The organism is Bacillus sp. MD-5 (genome assembly GCF_002201875.1).
GTDB classification, from domain to species: domain Bacteria; phylum Bacillota; class Bacilli; order Bacillales; family Bacillaceae; genus Bacillus; species Bacillus stercoris.
The window spans coordinates 1,506,378-1,529,336 of the sequence record NZ_CP021911.1 but is presented as its reverse complement, the minus strand read 5'-3'; the positions used below and the strand labels follow the sequence as shown (position 1 = coordinate 1,529,336).

Below are 22,959 nucleotides of genomic sequence, written 5' to 3'. Positions count from 1 at the left end.
GTCCCCTGCCTTTCATTCTTTCTTAAACTAAGGATACGATTTTCTGCGCGCCGTCAGCCATTGATTCCGCAGATGTAATGTTTAATCCTGATTCACTAAGGATTTTCTTCCCTAGATCCACGTTTGTGCCTTCAAGACGGACAACAAGCGGCAATGTCAAACCAACTTGTCTAGTCGCTTCAACAACCCCTTCTGCGATGACATCACATTTCATAATGCCCCCGAAAATGTTGACAAAAATCCCTTTAACGTTTTGATCAGAAAGAATGATTTTAAATGCTTCCGTGACTTTTTCCGCGGTTGCACCGCCGCCCACATCAAGGAAGTTGGCCGGTTCTCCACCGTAATGCTTGATAATATCCATTGTGGACATTGCAAGTCCCGCGCCGTTTACCATACAGCCGATATTTCCATCAAGGGAAATGTAGCTTAGGTCATATTTGGACGCTTCGATTTCTTTCGGATCTTCTTCATCCAAATCTCTGTATTCCATAATGTCCTTTTGTCTGTACAACGCATTGCTGTCAAAATTCAATTTTGCATCAAGCGCCATCACATTTCCGTCCCCGGTAACAACAAGCGGGTTGATTTCGGCGATTGAGCAGTCTTTTTCAACAAACGCTTTATATAGTCCAAGCATAAATTTAGCAGCTTTCCCCACAAGCTCTTTTGGAATATTAATAGCGAATGCAATTTCTCTGGCTTGATAGCCTTGAAGGCCGACAGCCGGATCAATGACAGCTTTTTTGATTTTTTCCGGTGTTTTCTCCGCAACTTCTTCAATTTCCGTTCCGCCTTCTTCAGAAGCCATCAGAACGATTCTGGAAGTAGCGCGGTCAAGCACAAGACCCACGTAATATTCTTTTTTAATATCGCAGCCTTCTTCAATAAGTAAGCGTTTTATTACTTGGCCGTCCGGACCCGTCTGATGTGTAACTAGGGTCTTCCCTAATAGTTCTTCGGCATACGCTTTTACTTCATCTAATGATTTTGCTATTTTTACCCCACCAGCTTTGCCTCGACCGCCAGCATGAATTTGAGCCTTTACGACATAAACCGAGCTGGATAAGCTCTTTGCACTCTCAACTGCTTCTTCTGCTGTAAAAGCCACTTTACCTTCAGGAACAGATACCCCATATTTTCTGAGGACTTCTTTTCCCTGGTACTCATGGATATTCATTTCCCATCCTCCTAACTTATGTAACAAAACTAAAATAGACTGCGCTTTCATTCTATAATAATACTGGAAGAATTGTCTACACTTCGGTGCAAAATCTTTTAATCCTTCTAAACATTCAAACTTTTACTTTATTAAAAACATAAATTTTCAAACAGAGGATGGGGAATATTTTAGCTATTTTTTGTTTTTTACGCTTTCGTCCAATCTGTAAATGAATGAAAAAATCTCGGCTACCGTTTCATAAAGAGCCTCAGGGATTTGATCATCTACCGTCAAATGGCGCATTAATTCGACAAGGGTCCGATCTTCTTGAATCGGGACCCCTGCCTTTTTCGCTTCTTTAATAATGTTGTCGGCTAAATGGCCCTTTCCTGTGGCAAGCACTCTCGGCGCCTTGTCTTTTTGTTCGTCATAATGAAGAGCCACAGCTTTTCTGATCGGTGTCTGCTCTTTCATATTTTCACATCCACTTCTTGATCACTGATACTTGTTATATATTGATCGATTGAAGCCTTTTCTTCGGTGTGAACCCTTTTTTTCGCGTTTACCCCTGAAAGGCTGTATCCCATTTCTTTTAACCCCTGTTTAAGCGCGGGAACCATCGGATCTATCGCAGCCTGCAGCTCGAAATCAGTCTCTATTGTAATGGTCATGACTTTTTGCTGTATCAAGCAATCAACGACGGTTTCTTTTAATGTATCAAGCTGCAGCAAAAATAAAAGGCGGCAATGGGAAGGATCAAGCTTGCCATCCGCTTCTTTCTTTCCTTTAAACAGAACGGTCATGTCCTGAATTCCTGACTTCGAAAACATCGGAAATGACAGTACAATTTGGCTGTATGACGGATGGTCCTGCTGCATGAAAAGCTGGCCATTTAATTTATGAAAAAGCTGATCGGCTTCTTGCTTGATTGGTTCGGCTACCTCATGCGATGCTCTTATGGCATGAAGAGCCAGCTTGATGGACTGCATTTCGTCAGATGTGTCTGCGCTTCCTTGTTCAAACGCTTTAATGAACGCAAGCTCGTCCCTTGCGCCAATTGCCGTTTTCACTTTGGATAAGAAGGAAAGAACATCTGCCTTATCCGCTAAATGAGGTGCTGTCTGCTGAACAGCCTTTAAAAAAACTTCGGCTTCCTGGTCAGTGATTTGTGCCGCCTGTAAATGAGCTGAAGCTGCAAGTGACTTACTATCACCCGTTGAACCAGCCACTTTAATCCAATTTGCTGCTTCTTTCACAATTTGGAGACTGTTTTTTTCAGCAGATTCCGTCAGCTTTGCCAGCAGCTGGCGGGCTTCTTTGATTGGAATGTCTGAGGCTGTTTTAACAGGCTCTCCTTGTATGTTTCTCTGTTCTTTTAGATGGTTTGCAACCGGCAGGCTGGCCTTTTTGGGGGAGCCTGCTGGTGTGCTAAGTTCCCTGTTTCCAGCTGTATTGGCAGAAGAGGGTGTTTTCGCAGTCTCCGTTAAAGAAATAAGCTTATCGATCAGCCGTTCTGCATGGACATCAATTTCACTATTTAAAAGCGCTGTAACTGCCTCCTTTAGCTTTGACATCATTTGGCTCTGCTGAGGGTTTTGTTCGATTGCCTGAACCAGCTGGGATATATGCTGATGCAACGGAACAGGCGATTTCACAGCATGAACACCATTCAAAACCTCGGAGTGAATGGGAAGATCGCGCTTTAAAGCGAAAAGAACCGTTTCAATCGCTTTTTTGGCGTCTTGCGACGGCAGCGTGTCCATCCAGCGGACAGCTGTTTTAATATCATTTTCTGTCACGGGTGTTTTGCTCTTCAGCATCGCTCCTGTCATCATGAGAGCTGCGTTTGACGGCTTCACTGAAATGGCATTTAAAAGCTTGCCAGCTGCATCCTGAATGGTTTTAGGATTTTGCTCAAAGCTTTGAACGACCTGAAGACGTCCTGTCTGTTCTGCCGTTTTTTCGTAGGAAAACCAATAGTATGCCTGAGGACGAAGCTGGGTTTCTAGTTTCCCCTGAACAGTTTGATTGCCGACTTGGATCAGGGCATGCTGATCTCCTAGTAAACGAAGCACTTTTCCCAAGAGGAGACGTTTCTCCCCGTTTAGCGCTTCGTTTACATTTGATGTTTCCTGCGGGACTGCTGTACGCCCAAAAAGGTGCTGCAGCGCCTTTTGCACATCATTTCGTATGTTCATTTTAAAAAAGTGCCTCCTTGTCCATTGATTTAGCTGAAAGATTGAACAGGAGCGAAAGTTTTGCGGTGCAATTCAGTTGGGCCGTATGCAGCGAGAGCTTCCAAATGTTCTTTTGTTCCATAGCCTTTATTTTTTTCAAACCCGTACATAGGGTACGTGTCGGCATAAGCGCTCATCATTCGGTCTCTCGTCACTTTTGCCATACACGCACCTGCCGCAATAGACACACTTTTGGCATCTCCTTTTATAATTGACGACTGAGCCATGTCGAGCGGCAGTGTCATTGCGTCAACAAGCAAATAATCAGGTGTATCCGACAAATCCTGTATCGCTTTCACCATTGCCATTTTAGAAGCTTCATATATATTGATTTCGTCAATGACTGCAGCTTCTACAATTCCTATCCCGACCGCCAGTGCTTCTTTCATAATAAGCTCGTAAAATTCCTCGCGTTTTTTCTCTGAAAGCTTTTTGGAGTCTGTCAGCCCAAGTATTTCACATTCCTCTGGCAGGATGACTGCACTGGCGACAACCGGCCCTGCCAATGGCCCCCGTCCGACCTCGTCAACACCTGCAATCAAACGGAATCCTTTGTTTCTTGCCAGCCTTTCATAGGAAGTCATATTCACCCATTGTTCTTTCAGCGCTTTTTCTTTCGCTTGCTTTTTAAGCCATTGCTCTACAAGCGTTTGAACGCTTTTTCTCGGGTCGTTTTCGCACTGGGCAATAAATGGGTCTTGTGCATCCTTCACTTCCTGCAAACGGTCTTTAATGTCCTTTACGGTTAATGTATTCACTTTCTCTTCTCCCTTACTGTATGTATCGGTTCGGCCAAGAAAAAATAAAGACCCGCATTTCTGCGCGCCTTTACATCGTCGGCTGTTCAAATGACAGCCTGCCGAACTTTTCAGTGCGGATATCGCGAATGATGACTTCAGTCGTCTTATCGTAGTTAATAAGCCCACCGCTCATGAGACAGCCGCGTTTTTCACCTATTGCGTCAAACAGCTCGGCAATGTCCTCCGGGATCTCATCAAGGCCGTAGCGCTCTTTAAGTCGTTCTGGATAATGTTCTTCAAGAAAACGAAGACCGAACACCGCTACATCCTGCAAATTGATTATCGAGTCCTTAATAGCGCCGGTGACTGCCAGTCTCAAGCCGACAAGCTCGTCCTCAAATTTAGGCCACAAAATCCCCGGTGTATCTAATAACTCTAATTCTTTCCCAACTTTGACCCACTGTTGAGATGTTGTAATACCAGGTCTGTCTCCCGTTTTTGCTATGTTTTTCTTTGCAAGGCGGTTAATGAGCGTCGATTTCCCGACATTTGGAATACCGATAATCAAAGCGCGAATCGCTCTCGGCTTCACACCTTTCGCCCGCATTCGGTCAAATTTTTCTTGGAGGATCTCTTTTGATGCAGGCACAATTTGATTTAACCCTTGTCCATTTACAGAATTAATGGACAGAGAGCGGATCCCCTGGTTCTCAAAGTGCTCTTTCCATTGCTGTGTAACCGCCGCATCTGCTTTGTCAGCCTTGTTTAACAGCATAATTCGCGGCTTATTTTTTAGAATATCTTCAATCATTGGGTTTCTTGATGACATTGGAATTCTGGCATCTACCAATTCATATACGATATCGATTAATTTTAATTTTTCGGTTACTTCCCTTCTTGCCTTTGCCATATGGCCCGGGAACCATTGAATTGTCATGTGACACGAACACCGCCTTTATCTCTTCAGTATGCATGATTCATTGTTGTTCTTTATGTATTTTACGATGCCTGTCCGGCATTTTCAAATTCTGTATAAAAAAAGAGCTTGTTACAGGTAACAAGCTCTTTTCGTTCGTTATCATTATCGTCTGATCTCTTTAATACGAGCCGCTTTTCCGCGAAGTTCACGCAGGTAGTAAAGTTTAGCACGGCGTACTTTACCGTAACGTACAACTTCGATTTTCGCGATTTTTGGTGTGTGTACAGGGAAAGTACGTTCAACGCCAACACCGTAAGAAATCTTACGAACTGTGAACGTTTCGCTGATTCCACCACCACGACGCTTAATCACAACACCTTCAAAGATCTGGATACGCTCACGGTTACCCTCAACAACTTTAACGTGTACACGTAAAGTGTCACCAGGACGGAACGCAGGAAGATCAGTACGAAGTTGTTCTTTTGTGATATCTTCAATTAGTTTTTGCATCGTTTTCAACTCCTTCCAACAGATGCTCTTGGCCACAAAACACGGCACAGCGGAACATCGTTTTCAAGCTTGAAGCGGATAAGCCCGCTTAAGCCACAAGTAGTATCTTATCACAATTTCATATCCTATGCAATAAAATCTATTCTTTTTCCCATTCAGAAATCCACTTTCTTTGCTGCTCTGTAAGCGGGTAGTCTTTCAACAGATCCGGACGTCTTAGGTAGGTCCTTCTGATCGATTCTTTATTCCGCCATTCTTCAATTTTTGCATGGTTTCCTGACAAGAGTGTTTCAGGCACTTTTAAACCTTTGTAATCTGCCGGTCTTGTATAATGCGGGTGCTCTAAGAGTCCAGTGCTGAATGAATCCTCAATATGGGAAGCCTCTTTACCCAGTACACCTGGAAGCAGTCTGACCACGCTGTCTGCGATCATCATTGCAGGGAGCTCACCGCCCGTCAGTACAAAGTCGCCAATTGATATTTCATCCGTTACCAGATGCTCGCGGATGCGTTCATCATAGCCTTCATAGTGGCCGCAAATGAATAGCAAATGCTCTTCCTTTGCTAATTGTTCGGCTTTTTTTTGGGTAAAACGCTCACCTTGCGGGCATACGAGGATAATACGCGGAGCAGCTGCTGCCTTTGATGTCAGGTCCTCGACCGCGTCAAAAACAGGCTGAGGCTTGAGAACCATACCTGCACCGCCGCCATAAGGATAATCATCAACAGTATTGTGCTTGTTATCAGAGTACTCCCGGAAATTGACGACTTGAAACTGCACCGCATCTTTTTCCTGGGCTTTTTGAAGAATCGATGAGCCGAGCACACCTTCAAACATTTCTGGAAACAGCGTCAAAAAGTCGATTTTCATTCGTCTATTAACCCTTCCATGAGATCAATCTCAATTTTCTTTTCGCTGACATCAATATGTTTGACCACTGATTCAATGTAAGGAATGAGTGCGTCTTTTTTTCCTTTTCGTTCGATGACCCAAACGTCATTAGCACCAGGCGTCAAAATTTCTTTGACCTTTCCAATGAGTTCGCCTTCCTCAGTAAATACTTCACACCCAATGATTTCGTGAAAATAAAATTCACCCTCATTCAGCTCTCCTAAATCTTCTTCAGGCACTTTAATGATTGCGTTTTTCAGCTCTTCTACTTCATTTAAGCTTTGTCTTTCTTTAAACTGCAGCAGATGAAATTGTTTATGCAGTCTATGCGTGTTTACCGTTACTTCCACTGGTTCGTTACGGCCGTCCATAAACAAATACAGCGTGTTTCCCGGCTTGTATCGTTCTTCGGCAAAATCCGTTTTCGAAATCACACGCACTTCGCCTTTGATTCCGTGGGTATTCACGATTTTGCCTACATTAAACCATCGCTTTGTCATATGATCACCTCTGGCGAATTTCAATTACTTTTCCGTCTTTTATGACGATGGTGTTCGCTGCTGTTTTTTCATGCCAGTCATCCCCGGCTTCAATCGTCAGCAGGGCATCGACTTCCTTTTCTCTCAACTCACTGCCAAGCGGCAATGTATGTACTTGAGCAATTTGAAAATCGATGATCTTTATATCATCTTTTCGCTTTTCTATTGCCTTTTTAAATTGTTCAATCATATCAGGGTTTTGTTGTTCTTTCTCGTGTTTTCTAAGCTGAAAATAGAGCTGGCTGCATTCTCGTTCAAGCATTTGTTTCTTTTCGGCAAAAGAAGCTAAAAGCTGTTCTTTGCTGCGCTCGGTTAAGACTTGCATAACGGCTACACGGTGAATAATTTGCATCGCACCAAGCTCCCCGCTTTTAAAACTTTTTCTCGCTCAGGCTTTTCTATTTTGCCTAAGCTTCTATCAGTTTACCCTTTTTTTGCGTGTAAAAAAAGGGGAGGTGCCGGCCCTCTCCCTTTTAGTCAAATATCTCAAATTGAACTTTCTTAGAAGACTGTGCGCCAGCTGCAAATACAGCTGTTCGAATCGCTTTTGCAGTCCGGCCTTGCTTTCCGATAACTTTACCGGTATCTGACTTATGGACAGATAAGCGCAGCGCAATCTTTTGATCGGTTTCTTCTCTTGTGACGCGAATGTCATCTGGATGATCAACAAGCGGGGTCACAATTCGGACAATCAAATCTTCCAAGTGTTGATCAGTCATTACTTGCCTTGTTTAGCGTTGTGGAATTTTTCCATGATTCCTTGGCTAGAGAACAAGTTGCGAACTGTATCAGATGGTTTCGCTCCAGTTTGAAGCCATTTAAGAGCAAGCTCTTCGTCAATTTTTACTTCCGCTGGTTTTGCAACCGGGTTGTAAGTTCCGACTGTTTCAATGAAACGGCCGTCACGTGGTGAACGAGAATCTGCTACAACAATACGATAGAAAGGAGATTTTTTTGCTCCCATACGTTTTAAACGAATTTTTACTGCCATTTTACTAGCACCTCCGAAAATATTTCAACAAGATAGTATATTAACAATGATAAAAGTGTTTGTAAAGTGTTTTTTCTTAACAATGGTTTTATCATGTATAACCGATTACATAAAAGGTAGCTTAAACCCTTTTTTCTTGCCTTTTGACATATTTGTCATCTGCTTCATCATTTTTTTCATTTCGTCAAACTGCTTAAGCAGACGGTTGACTTCCTGTACGGATGTCCCGCTTCCTTTTGCAATCCGCTTTCGCCGGCTGGCATTGATGATATCCGGCTGTTCTTTTTCAAGAACAGTCATTGATTTGATGATGGCTTCCACATGATTCAGCTGTTTGTCATCAACTTGGATGTTTTTCAGGCCTTTCATTTTACCTGCACCCGGCATCATTTGCAGAAGTTCATCAAGCGGTCCCATGTTTCTGACTTGCCCGAGCTGCTCCAGAAAATCGTCCAATGTGAAGCTCATCGTCCTCATTTTTTGTTCGAGCTCTTTGGCTTTGTCTTCATCAACGCTGGCCTGTGCTTTTTCAATCAATGTCAGCACGTCGCCCATGCCGAGAATCCTTGATGCCATGCGTTCAGGATGGAACGGCTCTAACGCATCAAGCTTTTCGCCCATACCCGCGAATTTAATCGGCGTGTTTGTGACCGCGCGAATAGAAAGCGCAGCCCCGCCGCGTGTGTCTCCATCCAGCTTCGTTAACACAACACCGGTTAAACCGAGCTGTTCATTAAAGCTTTTGGCAACATTCACAGCGTCCTGACCGGTCATTGAATCGACAACAAGGAAGATTTCTTCCGGATTGGCGATTTCTTTGACGTTGGTCAGTTCATCCATCAGTTCATGGTCGATATGCAGGCGGCCTGCCGTATCCAAAATGACATAGTCATAATGTTCTTCCTTGGCTTTCTCAATTGCTTGTTTCGCTATTTCTACAGGACTGACCTGATCACCAAGAGAGAAAACAGGCATATCTAGCTGTTTGCCGAGCGTTTCCAGCTGCTTAATTGCGGCTGGGCGGTAAATATCGGCAGCAACCAGCATCGGTTTGCGATTATGCTTTTTGCGCAGCAGATTCGCAAGCTTACCGCTTGTTGTCGTTTTACCGGCACCTTGGAGACCGACCATCATAATAACAGTCGGCGGCCTTTTTGCGACGGCGATTTTGCTCTCTTCGCCGCCCATCAGCTCAGTCAGTTCCTCTTGAACAACTTTAATGACCTGCTGGCCGGGCGTCAGACTTTTCATGACGTCTTGGCCTACAGCGCGTTCACTTACTTTTTTGACAAAATCCTTGACTACTTTAAAGTTAACGTCAGCCTCAAGCAGCGCAAGACGAACCTCACGCATCATATCTTTAACATCTTGTTCGCTGACTTTCCCTTTTCCGCGGATTTTAGAAATCGTCTGCTGCAGTCGGTCGGCTAATCCTTCAAATGCCATAGTTTGCCGCCTCCTAATCTAATTTCTCAAGCGCTTCAATCAGAGCTGTAATTTCTTCCTCTTCTTTTGAACCGGAAGCAAGCTCCTTCAGCTTATTAAACATCTCTTTACGCTCCTGAAACTTTTTCAAAAGGAGCAGCTTTTCTTCATATTGTTCAAGCATCGCTTCTGTTCGTTTGATGTTATCATAAACAGCTTGTCTTGAAACCTCATATTCTTCGGCTATTTCGCCTAGGGAGAAATCGTCCAAATAATAAAGCGACATATAGCTCTTCTGTTTTGACGTCAACAACGACTGATAAAAATCAAACAGATAATTCATTCTCGTTGTCTTTTCGAGTGACATTTGAGCTCTCCCCTTTGTTAAGTCAAATCCCTTTACGATAACTTAGTTTACACGGTTTTATTGACACTGTCAAGTTTTTATCTTGTCAAAGCATGCTGCTCTTTTTGCATAATAAATTCATTCAGAAAAATTCATATAGACCGCCGTTAAAATACTCGAATTCTTGTTTAGATACTCGATAGCGGCAATAGCCTTCGTAAAAAGCATTGAGAAATGCTTCATTTGTGGCAAAATTTCTGATCGCTAATGCTTCATCATATCGCGGATCTCCCGCTGATATTCCCGCAGCATCAATAAACAGACAAACCTCTCCGTCTTTCACCAGCACATTATCAGTTGTGCAGTCACCATGAATCATTGTCTGCTGAACAGGAACAGGCCTGTGCTGGTCCAATTCCTTCAAAAGCCATGCGTTGCCTTCAGCTTGTCCTTTTTCGACATATTCACCGGCTCGTTTGATTTGCAAATCGAGCCAATCTATTTCCGGCTGTAAATCAGGGACAAGTTCGGTTTCATGCAGACGATTGAGAAACTGGCCGAAGCTTTTGATCAGCTTTTTCTTTTCAGTATCTCCCTTTGCTTTTCTTAAAGCAGAAGTCAGTGTAATTCCATCTTCAAACGACATGACGATATGGCTGGAATGCTGTTGCTGGATAAACCCATAATAAACAGGGACAGGCAGACGATGAGTTTCGGTAAGCTTTTGTAAAACAAGGGCTTCTCTCCTTAACCATTCCCGATACCTCAAGTGAGAAGAACTTTTCAACAGATATGCGCCTTGGCTTGTCACTATTTTTCGAACGGTTGAAGTGCCTCCCTGTTCATCCAACAGCGACATGTGTTTTATTGCGCCGATCTTTTTTTCCAATTCAGCTTTCAGCCATTTGTCCAACAATCTGCACCCTCCATTCCGATATATCAATGCGTATAAAAAAACGAGTATAAAACTGTCCATTTTATACTCGCTTTTTATTCATTAATCCTCGGCTTTTTCCACTAAATCTGAAAAGAGCCCGTACACATACGATTCTGGATCAAATTCCTGGAGGTCATCAACTTTTTCACCTAACCCGACTAGTTTAACCGGGATGTGAAGCTCGTTGCGAATCGCAAGGACGATACCGCCTTTTGCCGTACCATCAAGCTTCGTTAAAGCAATGCCGGTAACATTTGTCGCTTTAGAGAACTCTTTTGCCTGGGCCATTGCATTTTGGCCAGTTGTGGCATCAAGGGCAAGCAGCACCTCATGCGGCGCTTCAGGAACCTCTCTTTCGATAACACGTTTCACTTTTTCAAGCTCTTTCATGAGATTGACTTTGTTTTGGAGACGACCTGCCGTATCACAAATTAATACATCGGCATTTCTTGCTTTTGCAGCATGAACAGCATCGTAGATGACAGCCGCCGGATCGCTTCCGGCCGTCTGCTTAATGACAGGCACTCCTGTACGCTCTCCCCATACTTCCAGCTGTTCAATGGCTCCCGCTCTAAAAGTGTCTCCGGCAGCAAGCACGACAGATTTTCCTTCTTGTTTCATTTTATGAGCAAGCTTTCCGATCGTTGTCGTTTTCCCAACGCCGTTTACACCTACCAGAAGGATTACGTTTAAACGCCCATCCTGGATATTCAGCTCTGAAATTTGCTCATCTCCGCTGTTATAAATCTCGACCAGTTTCTCAGAAATGACTGACTGGACTTCCTTCGGATCTTGGATATTTCTGCGTTTGACTTCTTTTTTTAGTTCATCTATCAATTCCATAACGGTTGTAAAACCGACATCCGCGCTGATAAGAACCTCTTCAAGCTCTTCGAAGAAATCCTCATCCACTTTACGGTAACGGGATACAAGATCATTCACTTTGTTTTGAAAGGAGTTTCTTGTTTTTTCAAGGCCATCCTTAAACTTTTCAGATACGGAATCTGTCTGTTTTGTGATTTTCTCTTTTAATTTTTTAAAAAAGCTCATCTTTTAACCTCTTTCCTCGTTACTGAACGAATTCTTTTGTTTCTTCCAGCTTAACTGAGATTACCTTGGACACACCGGACTCCTGCATTGTTACGCCGTATAGGACATCCGCTTCCTCCATCGTCCCTTTTCTGTGGGTAATCACAATAAACTGGGTATCTCTGCTGTATCTTTTTAAATACTGCGCAAACCGGAACACATTCGCTTCGTCAAGCGCAGCCTCTACTTCGTCAAGGACGCAAAACGGCACTGGACGTACCTTTAAAATTGAGAATAAGAGCGCTATAGCCGTAAGCGCACGCTCTCCGCCTGACAGGAGGTTTAAGTTTTGCAGCTTTTTCCCCGGCGGCTGTGCGATAATCTCAACTCCTGAGTGAAGCAGATCGTTAGGATCGGTGAGCCTCAATTCAGCTCGCCCCCCTCCGAATAAGGAGCGGAAGACTTGATCAAAGTGTGAGCGGATTTGGACGAATGTGTCGTTAAAGCGTTTCGTCATTTCTTCATCCATTTCTTCAATCACTTGGAACAGGGTATTTTTCGCTTCTGTTAAATCTTCTTTTTGTTCCGACAGAAACTTGTACCGTTCGTTGACCCTCTCAAACTCATCTATGCTTCCGAGGTTCACGGTACCAAGCTCTTCAATTGCGAGTTTAATCAGCTTCACGCGCTTTCTGGCTTCCTCTGGATCAGTTTCAAGCTGATATTTCTCTTTTGCCCCCTCAAAGGACAAGCTGTATTCCTCCCGCAAGTACTGGAGTAAATTATCGAGCTCTACTTCCATTCGCCCAAGTTTGACTTCCTCGTCTTTTAAGAGTGTTGTTTTTTGTTTATACAGGCGTTTCATTTCTTTTAGCTCACGCTCATACGTATCAAGCCCATGCTGAAGCTTGATGCGCTGATCGCGCCTTAACGCAATCAGTTCGATCGTTTTCGTTTTGTCATTCAATTTGTGTTTTGCGGCTTCTTCCAGCTTTTCTTCACCGCTGGTGCTTGATGACATCTCTGACGTTAAGAAGCTCAAGTCTTCTCTTGCTTCTTTTAACGCAAACTCAGTTTCTGTGAGCTCTTTCTTCAATCTGGCAAGGTTGTCCTCTTCCCCCTTGCATGCCTGCTCTTTTTTGGCCGCTGTGATCTTCAGCTCAGTCAGCTCGTTGGAGAGAGACTCTTTCGTTGAGGATTGCGATTGTTTTTGTTTTGTCAGTCTGTCTATGTCCTCTTCAAGAAGCTTCATCTTTTCAGATACGGCTGAGAGCTCTTCTTCAAGCTTGCGTTTGCGCGCTTTTTTCTCTTCATCGCTTTCTGACAGAGCAGATTTTTCTTGATCATAGAGCTCTAAATGGGTATTGATATTTTTCTCGGCAACTTGAAGTTCGTACAGCTGGCCCTTCACATCCTGCTGCTTTAACCTTAAGCTTTCTCCGGTTTCTCTTAAGTCAGCCAGTTTTTTCTCCATATCCTGAATGGAGTGCTTAAGGGTTTTGACCTCTTGTTCAAGCAGAGCAGTTTTCTCTTCCATTTCAGCGAGCCGTTTCGTCACATCTTCTAGCTCCCGGCTTCTTCCGAGAAGGGAGTTATTTTTCTTTTTAACCGCGCCGCCCGTCATTGAGCCACCAGGGTTCACAACATCTCCCTCAAGGGTTACGATGCGGTACCGGTGCCCGAGAAGCTTCGCAAGCTCGTTTGCACCCTTTAAATCCTCTGTGATCAGCACGGTCCCAAGAAGGTTTTGGATGACGCTTCGATATGCAGGATCAAATGTGACAAGTTCACTGGCAACCCCGAGAAATGATGAGTGCCGAGCGGCTGTTTCCGCGTCACGGCTTTGCAACTGGCGGTCTCTAATAACAGAAAGAGGCAAAAACGTCGCCCGGCCGAAGGAATTCTGCTTTAAATATTGAATCGCTTTGCGGGCAGACTGTTCATCGTCGGTCACGACGTGTTGAGCAGAAGCGCCGAGCGCTATTTCAATGGCCGTTTCATACTTCCGTTCTGTCGAGATCAGCTCAAGGACCGCTCCGCGAATTCCGCCAAGGCGCTCTTTCGCTTTCAGCACTTCTTTAACACCTTGATAAAAGCCGGAGAAATCCCCCTGCATCGTCTCAAGCATGTCCTTTTTTGCTCTCGCTTGCTGAACATATTGGTATGCCTGATACAGAGCGGATTCATTTTTTTCGTATTGGCGCTTTTTCTGCTCATATTTTGTCTGCATATCACGATATGCACCAACTTGGCTGTGAATCTCCTGCTCAATTTGGGCAAACTCCGTTTCACATGCTGCTTTTCGCGCAGAAATATCACGCCGTTCCTGTATATGCTTTTCATTGTTGTCCGCGAGTCTCTGCAATGTGACAGCAGATTGGGACATCTGATCATCTAGGAGCTGGAGCTCGTTGCGAATCGAAGCCTGGCTGTTTAACAGCTCAAAGTAATCACTTTTCAGCTGCTCGATTTTCTCTTCGACATTTTCGTTGTGAAGACTTAGAGCCTGCTGTTTTTCTTTTACTTGAGCCCTTAGAAGTTTCACCTCTGCTTGAAGTGTTTCGAAGACAGCTTCCTGCTTCGCAAGCTCTTCTTTCAGCACCGTTTCTTTTTGCTGGAACTGAACGATGGCTTCTTCAAGCTGTTCTTGGTTTTGCACAGCGTTTTTCTTTCGTTCTTTCAGGACTTCTTTACGGCCTTCAAGCTTTTCCAGCTCTTCACTTGTTACCAGTAAAACTTGCTGGAGCTCATCTACTGATTCATCAAGCGCTTGAATTTTATCTCGCGCATCTTCGATTTTCGCTTCTTTCGCAGAAATCGCAGACGATTCAGCGAGCTCTTCTTCCTTTGCGAGCTGCACTTTCTCTTTAAGCGTTGACCATTTGCCATGCAGCTCTTCGATATCATAGGCAGTCAGCGCAATTTCAACATGCTCCAGCTCTTTCTTTTTCTCAAGGTAATCTTTCGCGATGGAAGCTTGAATTTTAAGAGGTTCAACCTGTCCTTCAAGCTCATGTAAGATATCTTCTACCCGATTTAGGTTGTCCTGTGTTTCAAACAGTTTATTTTCTGCTTTTTTCTTTCTCGTTTTATATTTAAGCACCCCGGCCGCTTCTTCAAAGATACTGCGGCGATCCTCTGCTTTGCTGCTTAAAATCTCTTCCACTTTCCCTTGGCTGATAATAGAAAATGCTTCTTTACCAAGGCCGGAGTCCATAAATAAATCAATAATATCTTTTAAGCGGCATGGCTGATTGTTAATCAGAAACTCACTTTCGCCTGATCTGTACACACGTCTTGTGACACTAACCTCGTGGAAGTCAATTGGCAAGAAATGATCGTCATTATCAAGAGTAAGCGTAACTTCAGCTAGATTTAATCGCTTTCTTGAATCACTGCCGGCAAAAATAATGTCTTCCATTTTTCCGCCGCGAAGAGAGCGTGCCGATTGTTCGCCGAGAACCCAGCGAATGGCATCCGTGATGTTGCTTTTTCCGCTTCCGTTCGGGCCGACAACCGCTGTCACGCCTTTCACGAAGTCTACGGAAATCCGTTCTGCAAATGATTTAAATCCTATAACGTCTAAACGTTTGAGGAACATAGCGATCCTCCTTATGTAATAAGTATTTCAATTCTATCATAAACATTGGTGAAATAAGACGGCATACATACTGAAATCCCCCTGAATTATAAGGGGGATTTTATTGTTTCGTATGGTGTTTTTGCAATTTAGCTAAAGCTTCCTGAGCAGCGTGCTGTTCGGCTTCTTTCTTTGAACGGCCGTTTCCGACTCCGAGTGGTTCACCTTTTAGAGATACGATGGCTTCAAATTCACGGTTGTGCGCAGGTCCTTTTTCGTTGGAGATTTTATACTCCAGAGAGCCTTTGCCGTCCCGCTGCACGTATTCCTGCAGCTGGCTTTTGAAATCCATCACATGAGAAAAAGCACCATCGTTAATTTTAGGGAACACATAAACTTTTAAGAAACTTTCGACCGGCTCTAATCCTTGGTCAAGATACAAGGCTCCGATAAATGCCTCAAAAACATCTGCCAATAGAGCAGGACGCTTTCTTCCGCCTGTCATTTCCTCACCTTTTCCCAACAGGACAAGGTCGCCGAATGACAGTTCGTGAGCCAATGAAACGAGAGACGGTTCGCAAACAATTGCGGCTCTCAATTTCGTCAAATCTCCTTCACTCATAGCCGGGTATTTGGCAAATAAGAATCTGGAGATCGTCAGTTCCAAAACAGCGTCACCTAAAAATTCAAGCCTTTCATTATCTTCATACGGCTTTTTCCGATGCTCATTCACATAAGATGAATGTGTAAATGCTTGATACAAAAGCTTTTCATTTTGAAAGTGAACCGAAATCCGTTCTTGAAACTCTTTAAATTGTTCTACTTTTTTATAGAACTTTTTTTTATCTTTATAATGTGAGTGTTTTGACATAGTAACCTCCATAGGCACATCAGGTTCACCGCGCTTCCCTGACTAAACCGGATACAGCGCGCGTAAAAGCGGCATGCTGTAATAACTGCACGAATAAAGGGCTAAAGCCCCGCGTTTCGGCGGGACTTTTAGCATCAGCTTATTGCTGGTTTTGTATGTAGTTCACAGCGTCGCCGACTGTTGCAATCTTTTCAGCATCTTCGTCAGAAATTTCCATATCAAACTCGTCTTCAAGTTCCATAACAAGCTCAACTACATCTAGGGAATCAGCACCTAAGTCTTCCTTGAAAGAAGCTTCAAGTTTGACGTCTGCTTCATCAACGCCAAGGCGATCTACGATGATTTTCGTTACACGCTCTAATGTATCTGCCATAGCAATTCACCTCCCCTCAAGTATTATAGTGGATTCGTTTTTAAAAAACTAGAGAAACTATGATGAAATTTTCGAGAAAAAACTTACATCACCATTCCGCCGTCAATATGAAGTGTTTGGCCTGTCATGTAACGTGCTCCCTCTGAAGCAAGGAACGTGACAACACTGCTGACATCGCCGGGTTCGCCAAAGCGCGCGAGCGGAATTTGTTTCAGCATTTCATCTTGAACGTCTTTTGCAAGTTTATCTGTCATATCGGTTGAGATAAATCCTGGCGCTATCGCATTTACCGTAATATTTCGGCTGGCCAGCTCTTTAGCGGAAGATTTGGTTAAACCGATGACGCCGGCTTTTGCAGCCACGTAGTTGGCTTGTCCAGGGTTTCCGCTGACGCCTACGATAGACGATACGTTAATAATACGTCCTGAACGCTGTTTCATCATTTGTCTTGTCACAGCTTTTGTGCAGTTGAAAACACCCTTCAGGTTAATGTTAATGACATCATCCCATTCGTCTTCCTTCATTCTCATGATGAGATTGTCTCTTGTAATTCCCGCATTATTAACCAGAATATCAATCGTAGAAAAAACAGAAAGCGTTTCTTTTATCATGTTTTGTACATCTTCGGGATTTGATACATCCGCTTTGACAGCAATTGCTTTTCTGCCCATTGATTTGATTTCATCAACCACTTCATTTGCTTTCGCTTCATTGCCGGAGTAGTTCACGACAACATTCGCGCCGCTTTTTGCCAGGTCAAGGGCGATTGAGCGGCCAATTCCGCGGGATGCGCCAGTGACAATAGCCGTTTTATCATTAAGCATTATCATTCTCCTCCTTAAGCGTTTGAATTGCCAGCTCGATCGTTTCCGGATCTGATACAGCAATTGTTTTTAATCGTCTGTTTACTTTTTTCACTAGGCCTGAAAGCACTTTTCCGGGACCGATTTCAACAAAAGTCGTAACGCCCTCTGCAATCAGCTTGTTAATGCTCTCCTCAAAACGAACAGGAGAGTAAAGCTGCTCAATGAGTTTTTGTTTGATTTCAGCTTTTTCAGTCATCAGGTCAGCAGAAACATTTGAGATGACCGGAACGTCAGCGTCTTTTATGTCACAGGCATCCAATACCTCTTTCAGCTTTTCAGCTGCCGGTTTCATCAGTTCGGAATGGAACGGACCGCTTACTTCAAGCGGAATCGCGCGTTTTGCACCATTCTCTTTTGCCAGTTCAGATGCAAGCTCAACCCCTTTAGCTGTTCCGGAAATAACGATTTGTCCAGGACAGTTGAGATTCGCAAGCTGCACAAGGTTGCCTTCCTTCGTGACTTTATCAGTTACTTGCTTTAACGCTTCAGCATCCATGCCGAGAATCGCAGCCATTGCTCCTTCGCCAGCCGGTACCGCTTCATTCATAAACTCTCCGCGTTTTCTGACGGTGTAAACAGCATCTTTGAAGGACAGGGCGCCAGCCGCAACCAGTGCAGAATATTCACCAAGGCTGTGCCCTGCTGTGAAATCAGGTGTAATGCCAGATTCTTTAAATTTCTCAAGAACAGCAATGCTTGTCGTAAGCAAAGCAGGCTGCGCATTGTATGTAAGTGTTAATTCTTCAGCAGCACCCTCAAAAATAAGCGAGCTGAGTTTTGTTTCTAATGTTTCATCGGCTTCATCAAACAGACGCTTTGCAGCAGGCACCTGCTCATAAAGCTCTTTTCCCATGCCGATAAATTGTGAACCCTGACCCGGGAATAAAAATGCAATCTTACTCATGATGTAAAAACCTCCAGACTACTCATCTGTTTTTTCTTCTTTTACTTCTTCCTGAATGAGTTCAGCCACATTTTGGCTGACCATCTCTCTTGCTTGCCGAATCGCATGAAATACTGCATGAGAATCTGATGAGCCGTGCGCCTTGATCACAGGGGCTTTTAAGCCAAAAAGGCTTGCTCCACCATAATTCGAGTACTCCATTTTCATTTTCATTTCTTTCAACTTTGGCTTCAGCACAGCTGCTGCAAGCTTGGATGTGAAAGTAGAAGTCATTACTTCTCTCATCATTTTAAAAATAGACAATGCAGAGCCTTCCAGCGTTTTGAGTGTAACATTCCCGGTAAAGCCGTCTGTTACTACAACATCCGCCACATCATCTAATAGGTCTCGCGCTTCCACGTTTCCGATAAAATTGATGTTCTCTGTTTCTTTTAACATTTGAAACGTTTGTTTCGTCAGTTCGTTTCCTTTTTTATCTTCTGTTCCGATATTTAAAAGCCCGACTCTCGGTGAAGAGACACCGCGCACTTGCTGAGAATAAACAGAGCCCATGATGGCGTATTGAACGAGGTGCTCCGGTTTGGCATCGACATTGGCGCCGACATCAAGCAGAAGAAATCCGCCTCCCGAAACGGTCGGAAGTGTCGGGGCAAGCGCCGGACGGTCAATTCCTTTAATTCTTCCGACGATAAAGAGACCGGCTGTCATTAACGCACCGGTATTCCCTGCTGAAATGCAGGCGTCAGCTCTGTTTTCCGCAACCTCCAGCGCCATAAGAACCATTGATGAGTTCTTTTTTCTTCGCACGGCGCGGACCGGTTCATCCGTAGGCTCAATCACTTCATCTGCGTGCAGCACCGTGATGCGATCTGATGTTGTTGTTAAATGTGATTCTATCGTTGCTTTGTCACCGACAAGTGTGATATGGAGATCATCAAATGCCTCTATACCTTTTATAACTCCGTCAATAACAGCTTTGGGAGCGTGGTCTCCTCCCATTGCATCTACAGCTATTCTCATGCATGCTCCACCTTTATGAATGTTTTGAACGATACATGTCAAAGCGTCCAGAAAAAACAATTTCTTCGCCAACGTAGCTGTTCACTTCGACAACCGTTCTTCCTTTTTCTTTTTCGACAGCCGTTACTTTCGCTTTCGCTACGACGCGTTCTCCCTGCTTTACCTGTCTTGTAAAGCGGATGTCTGCACTTGCAGTCAGCGCCAGCTCGTCATCAATGACTGCAACGGCCAAAGAATTCGCCTGTGCAAATAAATGGTGTCCTCTCGCAATCTGATTCCGGCTGAACACATGCTCCTGTTTTATTTCTAAAATGGATATCGCCTGATCATCCAGCTCAAGGTCAATAATTTCTCCGATAACTTCATCAAGTGACAGGGACTTTACTTCGTCCTCAAGTGTTTTCTCTGCCACGTTCTTAATTCTTTCTCTCAGCTCCGGTATGGAAAGCTCTAAGCGGTCCAAACGTATCGTCTGGATGCTCACCCCGAATTTACCAGCTAATTCTTCATCTGTAATAAAAGGGGTTGCTTGAATCGTCTGCTGAAGTAATTCCTGGCGTTCTCTCTTATTTCTTCTCATATCTAAACACCATCCGGACAATTAAGACTAGGTACTAATAGTAGTATATAATTTCATAGATTGGAATGCAACGATTGTTTCTGGCTGAACACCAAAAACTTCTGATGCTCAGCTTAATTTTTCCCCGTCCATTACTCCGCTCTTCAGCAAATGCTCTCTTAACACAGCGTATTCCGGCTCCTTCCAGAACGCGTCGGAAGCCACAAGATTCGCAGCATCCTGCCTTGCCGTTTCAAGCGCTCTGTAATCATGAACCATGTCCGCCACCTTGAATTCCGGCATTCCGCTTTGTTTTTTCCCAAAGAAATCACCGGGACCCCTCAGTTCCAGATCCTTTTCAGACAGCTCGAACCCGTCATTGGTCTCCGACATGATCCTCATCCGTTCTTTCCCTGTTTCTGATTTTGGATCAGCCATCAGAATACAGAAAGATTGATGTTTCCCCCGTCCGACTCGGCCGCGCAGCTGGTGAAGCTGTGACAGACCGAAACGGTCGGCGTCATAAATCACCATAATCGTTGCATTCGGAACATTCACGCCGACCTCAACGACAGTGGTGGATACGAGAATTTGACAATGATTGGCGCTGAATTCTCTCATGACCTGGTCTTTTTCATCTGAATGCAGCTTTCCGTGCATAAGGCCGACGTTCCATTTCCCCCTAAAAATATCAGAAAGCATATTGTACACGTCAATGACGTTTTGCACATCGAGCTTGTCTGATTCTTCAATCAGCGGACAGATGATATAAGCCTGTCTGCCTTGCTTTAATTCTTTTTCGACAAATGCCAAAATGCGATCCAGCATGTCATGTTTTACCCAATAGGTTTCGATTTGCTTTCGTCCAGCCGGCATCTCATCAATAACTGATACGTCCATTTCACCGAACACTGTGATCGCTAACGTTCTTGGAATCGGAGTGGCTGTCATAAAGAGAACATCGGGATCCTGCCCTTTGTTCCGAAGCTTTTTGCGCTGCTCAACCCCAAAACGATGCTGTTCATCTGTAATAACAAGACTCAGCGCCTTAAACTCCACCTCATCTTGGATTAAAGCGTGGGTTCCTACAAGAATATCAATCTCTCCCGCCGCAAGACGCTCAAGCAATTCTTTTCGCCGCTTCCCTTTAACGGAGCTTGTCAAAAGAGCCACGCTGACATCCCATTTTTCAAATAGTGAAACAAGCGAATCAGCATGCTGTTCGGCCAGAATTTCTGTCGGCACCATGAGCGCTCCTTGGTATCCGGATAAGATCGCGGCATACAGCGCAATCGCAGCGACTGCTGTTTTTCCTGATCCAACGTCCCCTTGAAGAAGACGGTTCATTCTGTATGGAGAAGACATGTCTGCTGTTATTTCGCGAAGAACGCGTGACTGGGCATTTGTGAGGAGAAACGGGAGGCTTTTGATAAATCTCATGAGTTCTTCGTTTGAAAAAACCTGCCGTATCCCTTGTGTCTGCTCTCTTTCCGCCTTTCGGAACGCCTGCATTTTCAACTGAAACAGCAAAAATTCTTCGTAAACAAACCGTCGTCTGGCAAGCTTTAATGCTTCCCTTGTTTCCGGCTGGTGCATTGCTTTTAACGCCTGATAATAGTCAGGCAGTTTATAGCTTTTTCTTAGCTTTTCCGGAAGAGGATCAGGAAGTGATTCTGCATATTGGGTCAGCGCCTGCTGAATAAAGCGCCTCATCATTTTGACGGTAACATTTTCTTTCACAGAATACACTGGTTCAATGCTTTTATCCTCTTGATGCGGCCCGTTTTTCAACTCCTGTACAGAGATCGTTTGGCGGTGCTTGTCCCATTTACCTGAGACCGTCACGACAGAGCCCAGCGAAAGCTTTTTCTTCAAATAAGGCCTGTTAAAACATACGGCTGTGATTAAATAGTTGCCGACAAGAACCCGAAATGTCAGCCTGTTTCGTTTTTTTCCGTAATAGGTAAGAGAAGGCTCTGAATGAACCTTCCCTTCGACTGTCACTCTTTCATCATGCGCTACTTCTTCTAAATCCCTCAGCTCATAGTCATCATAGCGATGAGGGAAATAATTCAGAAGATCAGAAATGTCATAAATTCCGAGTTCGTGTAATGTTTTTTCTGTTTCCGGCCCAATACCCTTAATGTTAGCTATACTAGTTTGCTGATGTTGTTTCACGTGAACCTAGCGCTCCTCCGAAAATTTTTTTCTCTAACTCTCTTCCAGTCGGTGTGGCCGCTAAACCGCCCTGGCCTGTTTCCCTAAGTGCAGTTGGCATCGTTTGGCCTATTTTATACATGGCATCGATAACCTCATCACATGGAATACGGCTAGTAATGCCCGCCAATGCCATATCAGCGGCGATCATCGCATTTGACGCGCCCATCGCATTCCGTTTCACGCAGGGCACCTCAACAAGCCCCGCTACAGGGTCGCACACGAGGCCTAGCATATTTTTTAATGTAATGGCCATGGCCTCCGCGCTTTGTTCAGGTGTTCCTCCTGCCATTTCAACAATGGCCGCAGCCGCCATGCCTGAAGCTGATCCAACCTCTGCCTGACATCCTCCGGCAGCACCGGAAATACTTGCGTTATTGGCGACGACAAATCCGAAGGCTCCGGCCGTAAACAAAAAGCGAATCATTTGTTCTCTCGTTGGATTCAGCTTTTCTTTTACAGCAAATAACGTGCCGGGCACCACACCGGCAGAACCTGCAGTCGGTGTCGCACAGATGGTTCCCATAGCTGCATTTACTTCATTTGTTGCAACGGCTTTCGATACAGCATCTAAAATCAACGGGCCAGACAGGCTTTTTCCTGATCGAATATAAGCCTGTAATTTAACAGCGTCTCCGCCCGTTAAACCCGTTTGGCTCGTCACTCCCTCGAGTCCTTTCTGAACTGCCGCTTCCATAACAGACAGGTTATGATCCATCTGCTGAAAAATGTCCTCTTTTGTTTTTTCTGTTACTTCCATCTCTTGAGCGATCATCACATCAGAGATCAATATTTGTTTTTCTTTAGTAATCTCAATTAATTCCTTTACATTACGAAACATA

General features: G+C 44.3%; 24 protein-coding genes. All 24 read right to left on the bottom strand.

What is annotated here, in order from left to right; all coding sequences use genetic code 11:
- Positions 1 to 22: 22 nt before the first annotated feature.
- Positions 23 to 1,180 (bottom strand): ADP-forming succinate--CoA ligase subunit beta, encoded by a 1,158-nt coding sequence (gene sucC / locus CDO84_RS07685; protein WP_014663957.1) that lies wholly within the window; start codon positions 1,178 to 1,180, stop codon positions 23 to 25.
- A 174-nt stretch (positions 1,181 to 1,354) separates the two neighbouring features.
- Positions 1,355 to 1,636: a FlhB-like flagellar biosynthesis protein gene (locus tag CDO84_RS07680; RefSeq protein ID WP_040083180.1), complete on the bottom strand. Its 282-nt coding sequence runs from the start codon at positions 1,634 to 1,636 to the stop codon at positions 1,355 to 1,357.
- Positions 1,633 to 3,360 (bottom strand): hypothetical protein, encoded by a 1,728-nt coding sequence (locus tag CDO84_RS07675; protein ID WP_040083181.1) that lies wholly within the window; start codon positions 3,358 to 3,360, stop codon positions 1,633 to 1,635. Before CDO84_RS07675 ends, CDO84_RS07680 begins: the two co-directional genes overlap by 4 nt.
- A gap of 29 nt (positions 3,361 to 3,389) precedes the next feature.
- Complete coding sequence (gene rnhB, locus CDO84_RS07670; protein ID WP_040083182.1) at positions 3,390 to 4,157, bottom strand: ribonuclease HII; 768 nt, start codon at positions 4,155 to 4,157, stop codon at positions 3,390 to 3,392.
- Between the two features lie 70 nt (positions 4,158 to 4,227).
- Positions 4,228 to 5,076: a ribosome biogenesis GTPase YlqF gene (gene ylqF / locus CDO84_RS07665; protein ID WP_009967235.1), complete on the bottom strand. Its 849-nt coding sequence runs from the start codon at positions 5,074 to 5,076 to the stop codon at positions 4,228 to 4,230.
- A gap of 144 nt (positions 5,077 to 5,220) precedes the next feature.
- Complete coding sequence (rplS, locus tag CDO84_RS07660; RefSeq protein WP_003220825.1) at positions 5,221 to 5,568, bottom strand: 50S ribosomal protein L19; 348 nt, start codon at positions 5,566 to 5,568, stop codon at positions 5,221 to 5,223.
- A 139-nt stretch (positions 5,569 to 5,707) separates the two neighbouring features.
- Positions 5,708 to 6,439, bottom strand: a complete 732-nt coding sequence (trmD, locus tag CDO84_RS07655; RefSeq protein WP_003232011.1) for a tRNA (guanosine(37)-N1)-methyltransferase TrmD — start codon at positions 6,437 to 6,439, stop codon at positions 5,708 to 5,710.
- Positions 6,436 to 6,960: a ribosome maturation factor RimM gene (gene rimM, locus CDO84_RS07650; protein ID WP_014663951.1), complete on the bottom strand. Its 525-nt coding sequence runs from the start codon at positions 6,958 to 6,960 to the stop codon at positions 6,436 to 6,438. The genes trmD and rimM overlap by 4 nt, the downstream gene beginning before the upstream one ends.
- Positions 6,961 to 6,964: 4 nt before the next feature.
- Complete coding sequence (locus CDO84_RS07645; RefSeq protein WP_014663950.1) at positions 6,965 to 7,351, bottom strand: YlqD family protein; 387 nt, start codon at positions 7,349 to 7,351, stop codon at positions 6,965 to 6,967.
- Positions 7,352 to 7,472: 121 nt separating this feature from the next.
- On the bottom strand, positions 7,473 to 7,718 hold the full coding sequence (locus CDO84_RS07640; RefSeq protein ID WP_014663949.1) for a KH domain-containing protein: 246 nt from the start codon (positions 7,716 to 7,718) through the stop codon (positions 7,473 to 7,475).
- Positions 7,718 to 7,990: a 30S ribosomal protein S16 gene (gene rpsP, locus CDO84_RS07635; RefSeq protein ID WP_003220815.1), complete on the bottom strand. Its 273-nt coding sequence runs from the start codon at positions 7,988 to 7,990 to the stop codon at positions 7,718 to 7,720. The genes CDO84_RS07640 and rpsP overlap by 1 nt, the downstream gene beginning before the upstream one ends.
- Positions 7,991 to 8,095: 105 nt before the next feature.
- Positions 8,096 to 9,436 (bottom strand): signal recognition particle protein, encoded by a 1,341-nt coding sequence (gene ffh, locus CDO84_RS07630; protein WP_040083183.1) that lies wholly within the window; start codon positions 9,434 to 9,436, stop codon positions 8,096 to 8,098.
- Positions 9,437 to 9,449: 13 nt separating this feature from the next.
- Positions 9,450 to 9,782, bottom strand: coding sequence for a putative DNA-binding protein (locus CDO84_RS07625; RefSeq protein WP_003238590.1), 333 nt, complete (start codon positions 9,780 to 9,782; stop codon positions 9,450 to 9,452).
- Positions 9,783 to 9,903: 121 nt separating this feature from the next.
- Positions 9,904 to 10,674, bottom strand: a complete 771-nt coding sequence (locus tag CDO84_RS07620; RefSeq protein WP_040083796.1) for an aminoglycoside phosphotransferase APH(3') — start codon at positions 10,672 to 10,674, stop codon at positions 9,904 to 9,906.
- An 84-nt stretch (positions 10,675 to 10,758) separates the two neighbouring features.
- Complete coding sequence (ftsY, locus tag CDO84_RS07615; RefSeq protein ID WP_014663946.1) at positions 10,759 to 11,748, bottom strand: signal recognition particle-docking protein FtsY; 990 nt, start codon at positions 11,746 to 11,748, stop codon at positions 10,759 to 10,761.
- A gap of 19 nt (positions 11,749 to 11,767) precedes the next feature.
- The gene (smc, locus tag CDO84_RS07610) at positions 11,768 to 15,328 is read right to left on the bottom strand and encodes a chromosome segregation protein SMC (RefSeq protein WP_040083184.1); all 3,561 of its coding nucleotides are present in this window, start codon (positions 15,326 to 15,328) and stop codon (positions 11,768 to 11,770) included.
- 100 nt (positions 15,329 to 15,428) lie between these two features.
- On the bottom strand, positions 15,429 to 16,178 hold the full coding sequence (gene rncS, locus CDO84_RS07605; RefSeq protein WP_003232030.1) for a ribonuclease III: 750 nt from the start codon (positions 16,176 to 16,178) through the stop codon (positions 15,429 to 15,431).
- Between the two features lie 139 nt (positions 16,179 to 16,317).
- A complete protein-coding gene (acpP, locus tag CDO84_RS07600) occupies positions 16,318 to 16,551 on the bottom strand; it encodes an acyl carrier protein (RefSeq protein ID WP_003154310.1) in 234 nt (77 codons plus the stop codon).
- 83 nt (positions 16,552 to 16,634) lie between these two features.
- Positions 16,635 to 17,375, bottom strand: coding sequence for a 3-oxoacyl-[acyl-carrier-protein] reductase (gene fabG, locus CDO84_RS07595; protein WP_014113766.1), 741 nt, complete (start codon positions 17,373 to 17,375; stop codon positions 16,635 to 16,637).
- Positions 17,368 to 18,321 carry an ACP S-malonyltransferase gene (gene fabD / locus CDO84_RS07590; RefSeq protein ID WP_014663944.1) on the bottom strand — a complete coding sequence of 318 codons (954 nt, stop codon included), beginning with the start codon at positions 18,319 to 18,321 and terminating at the stop codon, positions 17,368 to 17,370. The genes fabG and fabD overlap by 8 nt, the downstream gene beginning before the upstream one ends.
- An 18-nt stretch (positions 18,322 to 18,339) precedes the next feature.
- Positions 18,340 to 19,341, bottom strand: coding sequence for a phosphate acyltransferase PlsX (gene plsX / locus CDO84_RS07585; protein WP_040083185.1), 1,002 nt, complete (start codon positions 19,339 to 19,341; stop codon positions 18,340 to 18,342).
- A 13-nt stretch (positions 19,342 to 19,354) separates the two neighbouring features.
- Positions 19,355 to 19,921 (bottom strand): transcription factor FapR, encoded by a 567-nt coding sequence (gene fapR / locus CDO84_RS07580; protein ID WP_003232044.1) that lies wholly within the window; start codon positions 19,919 to 19,921, stop codon positions 19,355 to 19,357.
- Positions 19,922 to 20,029: 108 nt separating this feature from the next.
- On the bottom strand, positions 20,030 to 22,078 hold the full coding sequence (gene recG / locus CDO84_RS07575; RefSeq protein WP_040083186.1) for an ATP-dependent DNA helicase RecG: 2,049 nt from the start codon (positions 22,076 to 22,078) through the stop codon (positions 20,030 to 20,032).
- A complete protein-coding gene (gene sdaAA, locus CDO84_RS07570) occupies positions 22,056 to 22,958 on the bottom strand; it encodes an L-serine ammonia-lyase, iron-sulfur-dependent, subunit alpha (protein WP_003232049.1) in 903 nt (300 codons plus the stop codon). Before sdaAA ends, recG begins: the two co-directional genes overlap by 23 nt.
- Position 22,959: the final 1 nt, after the last annotated feature.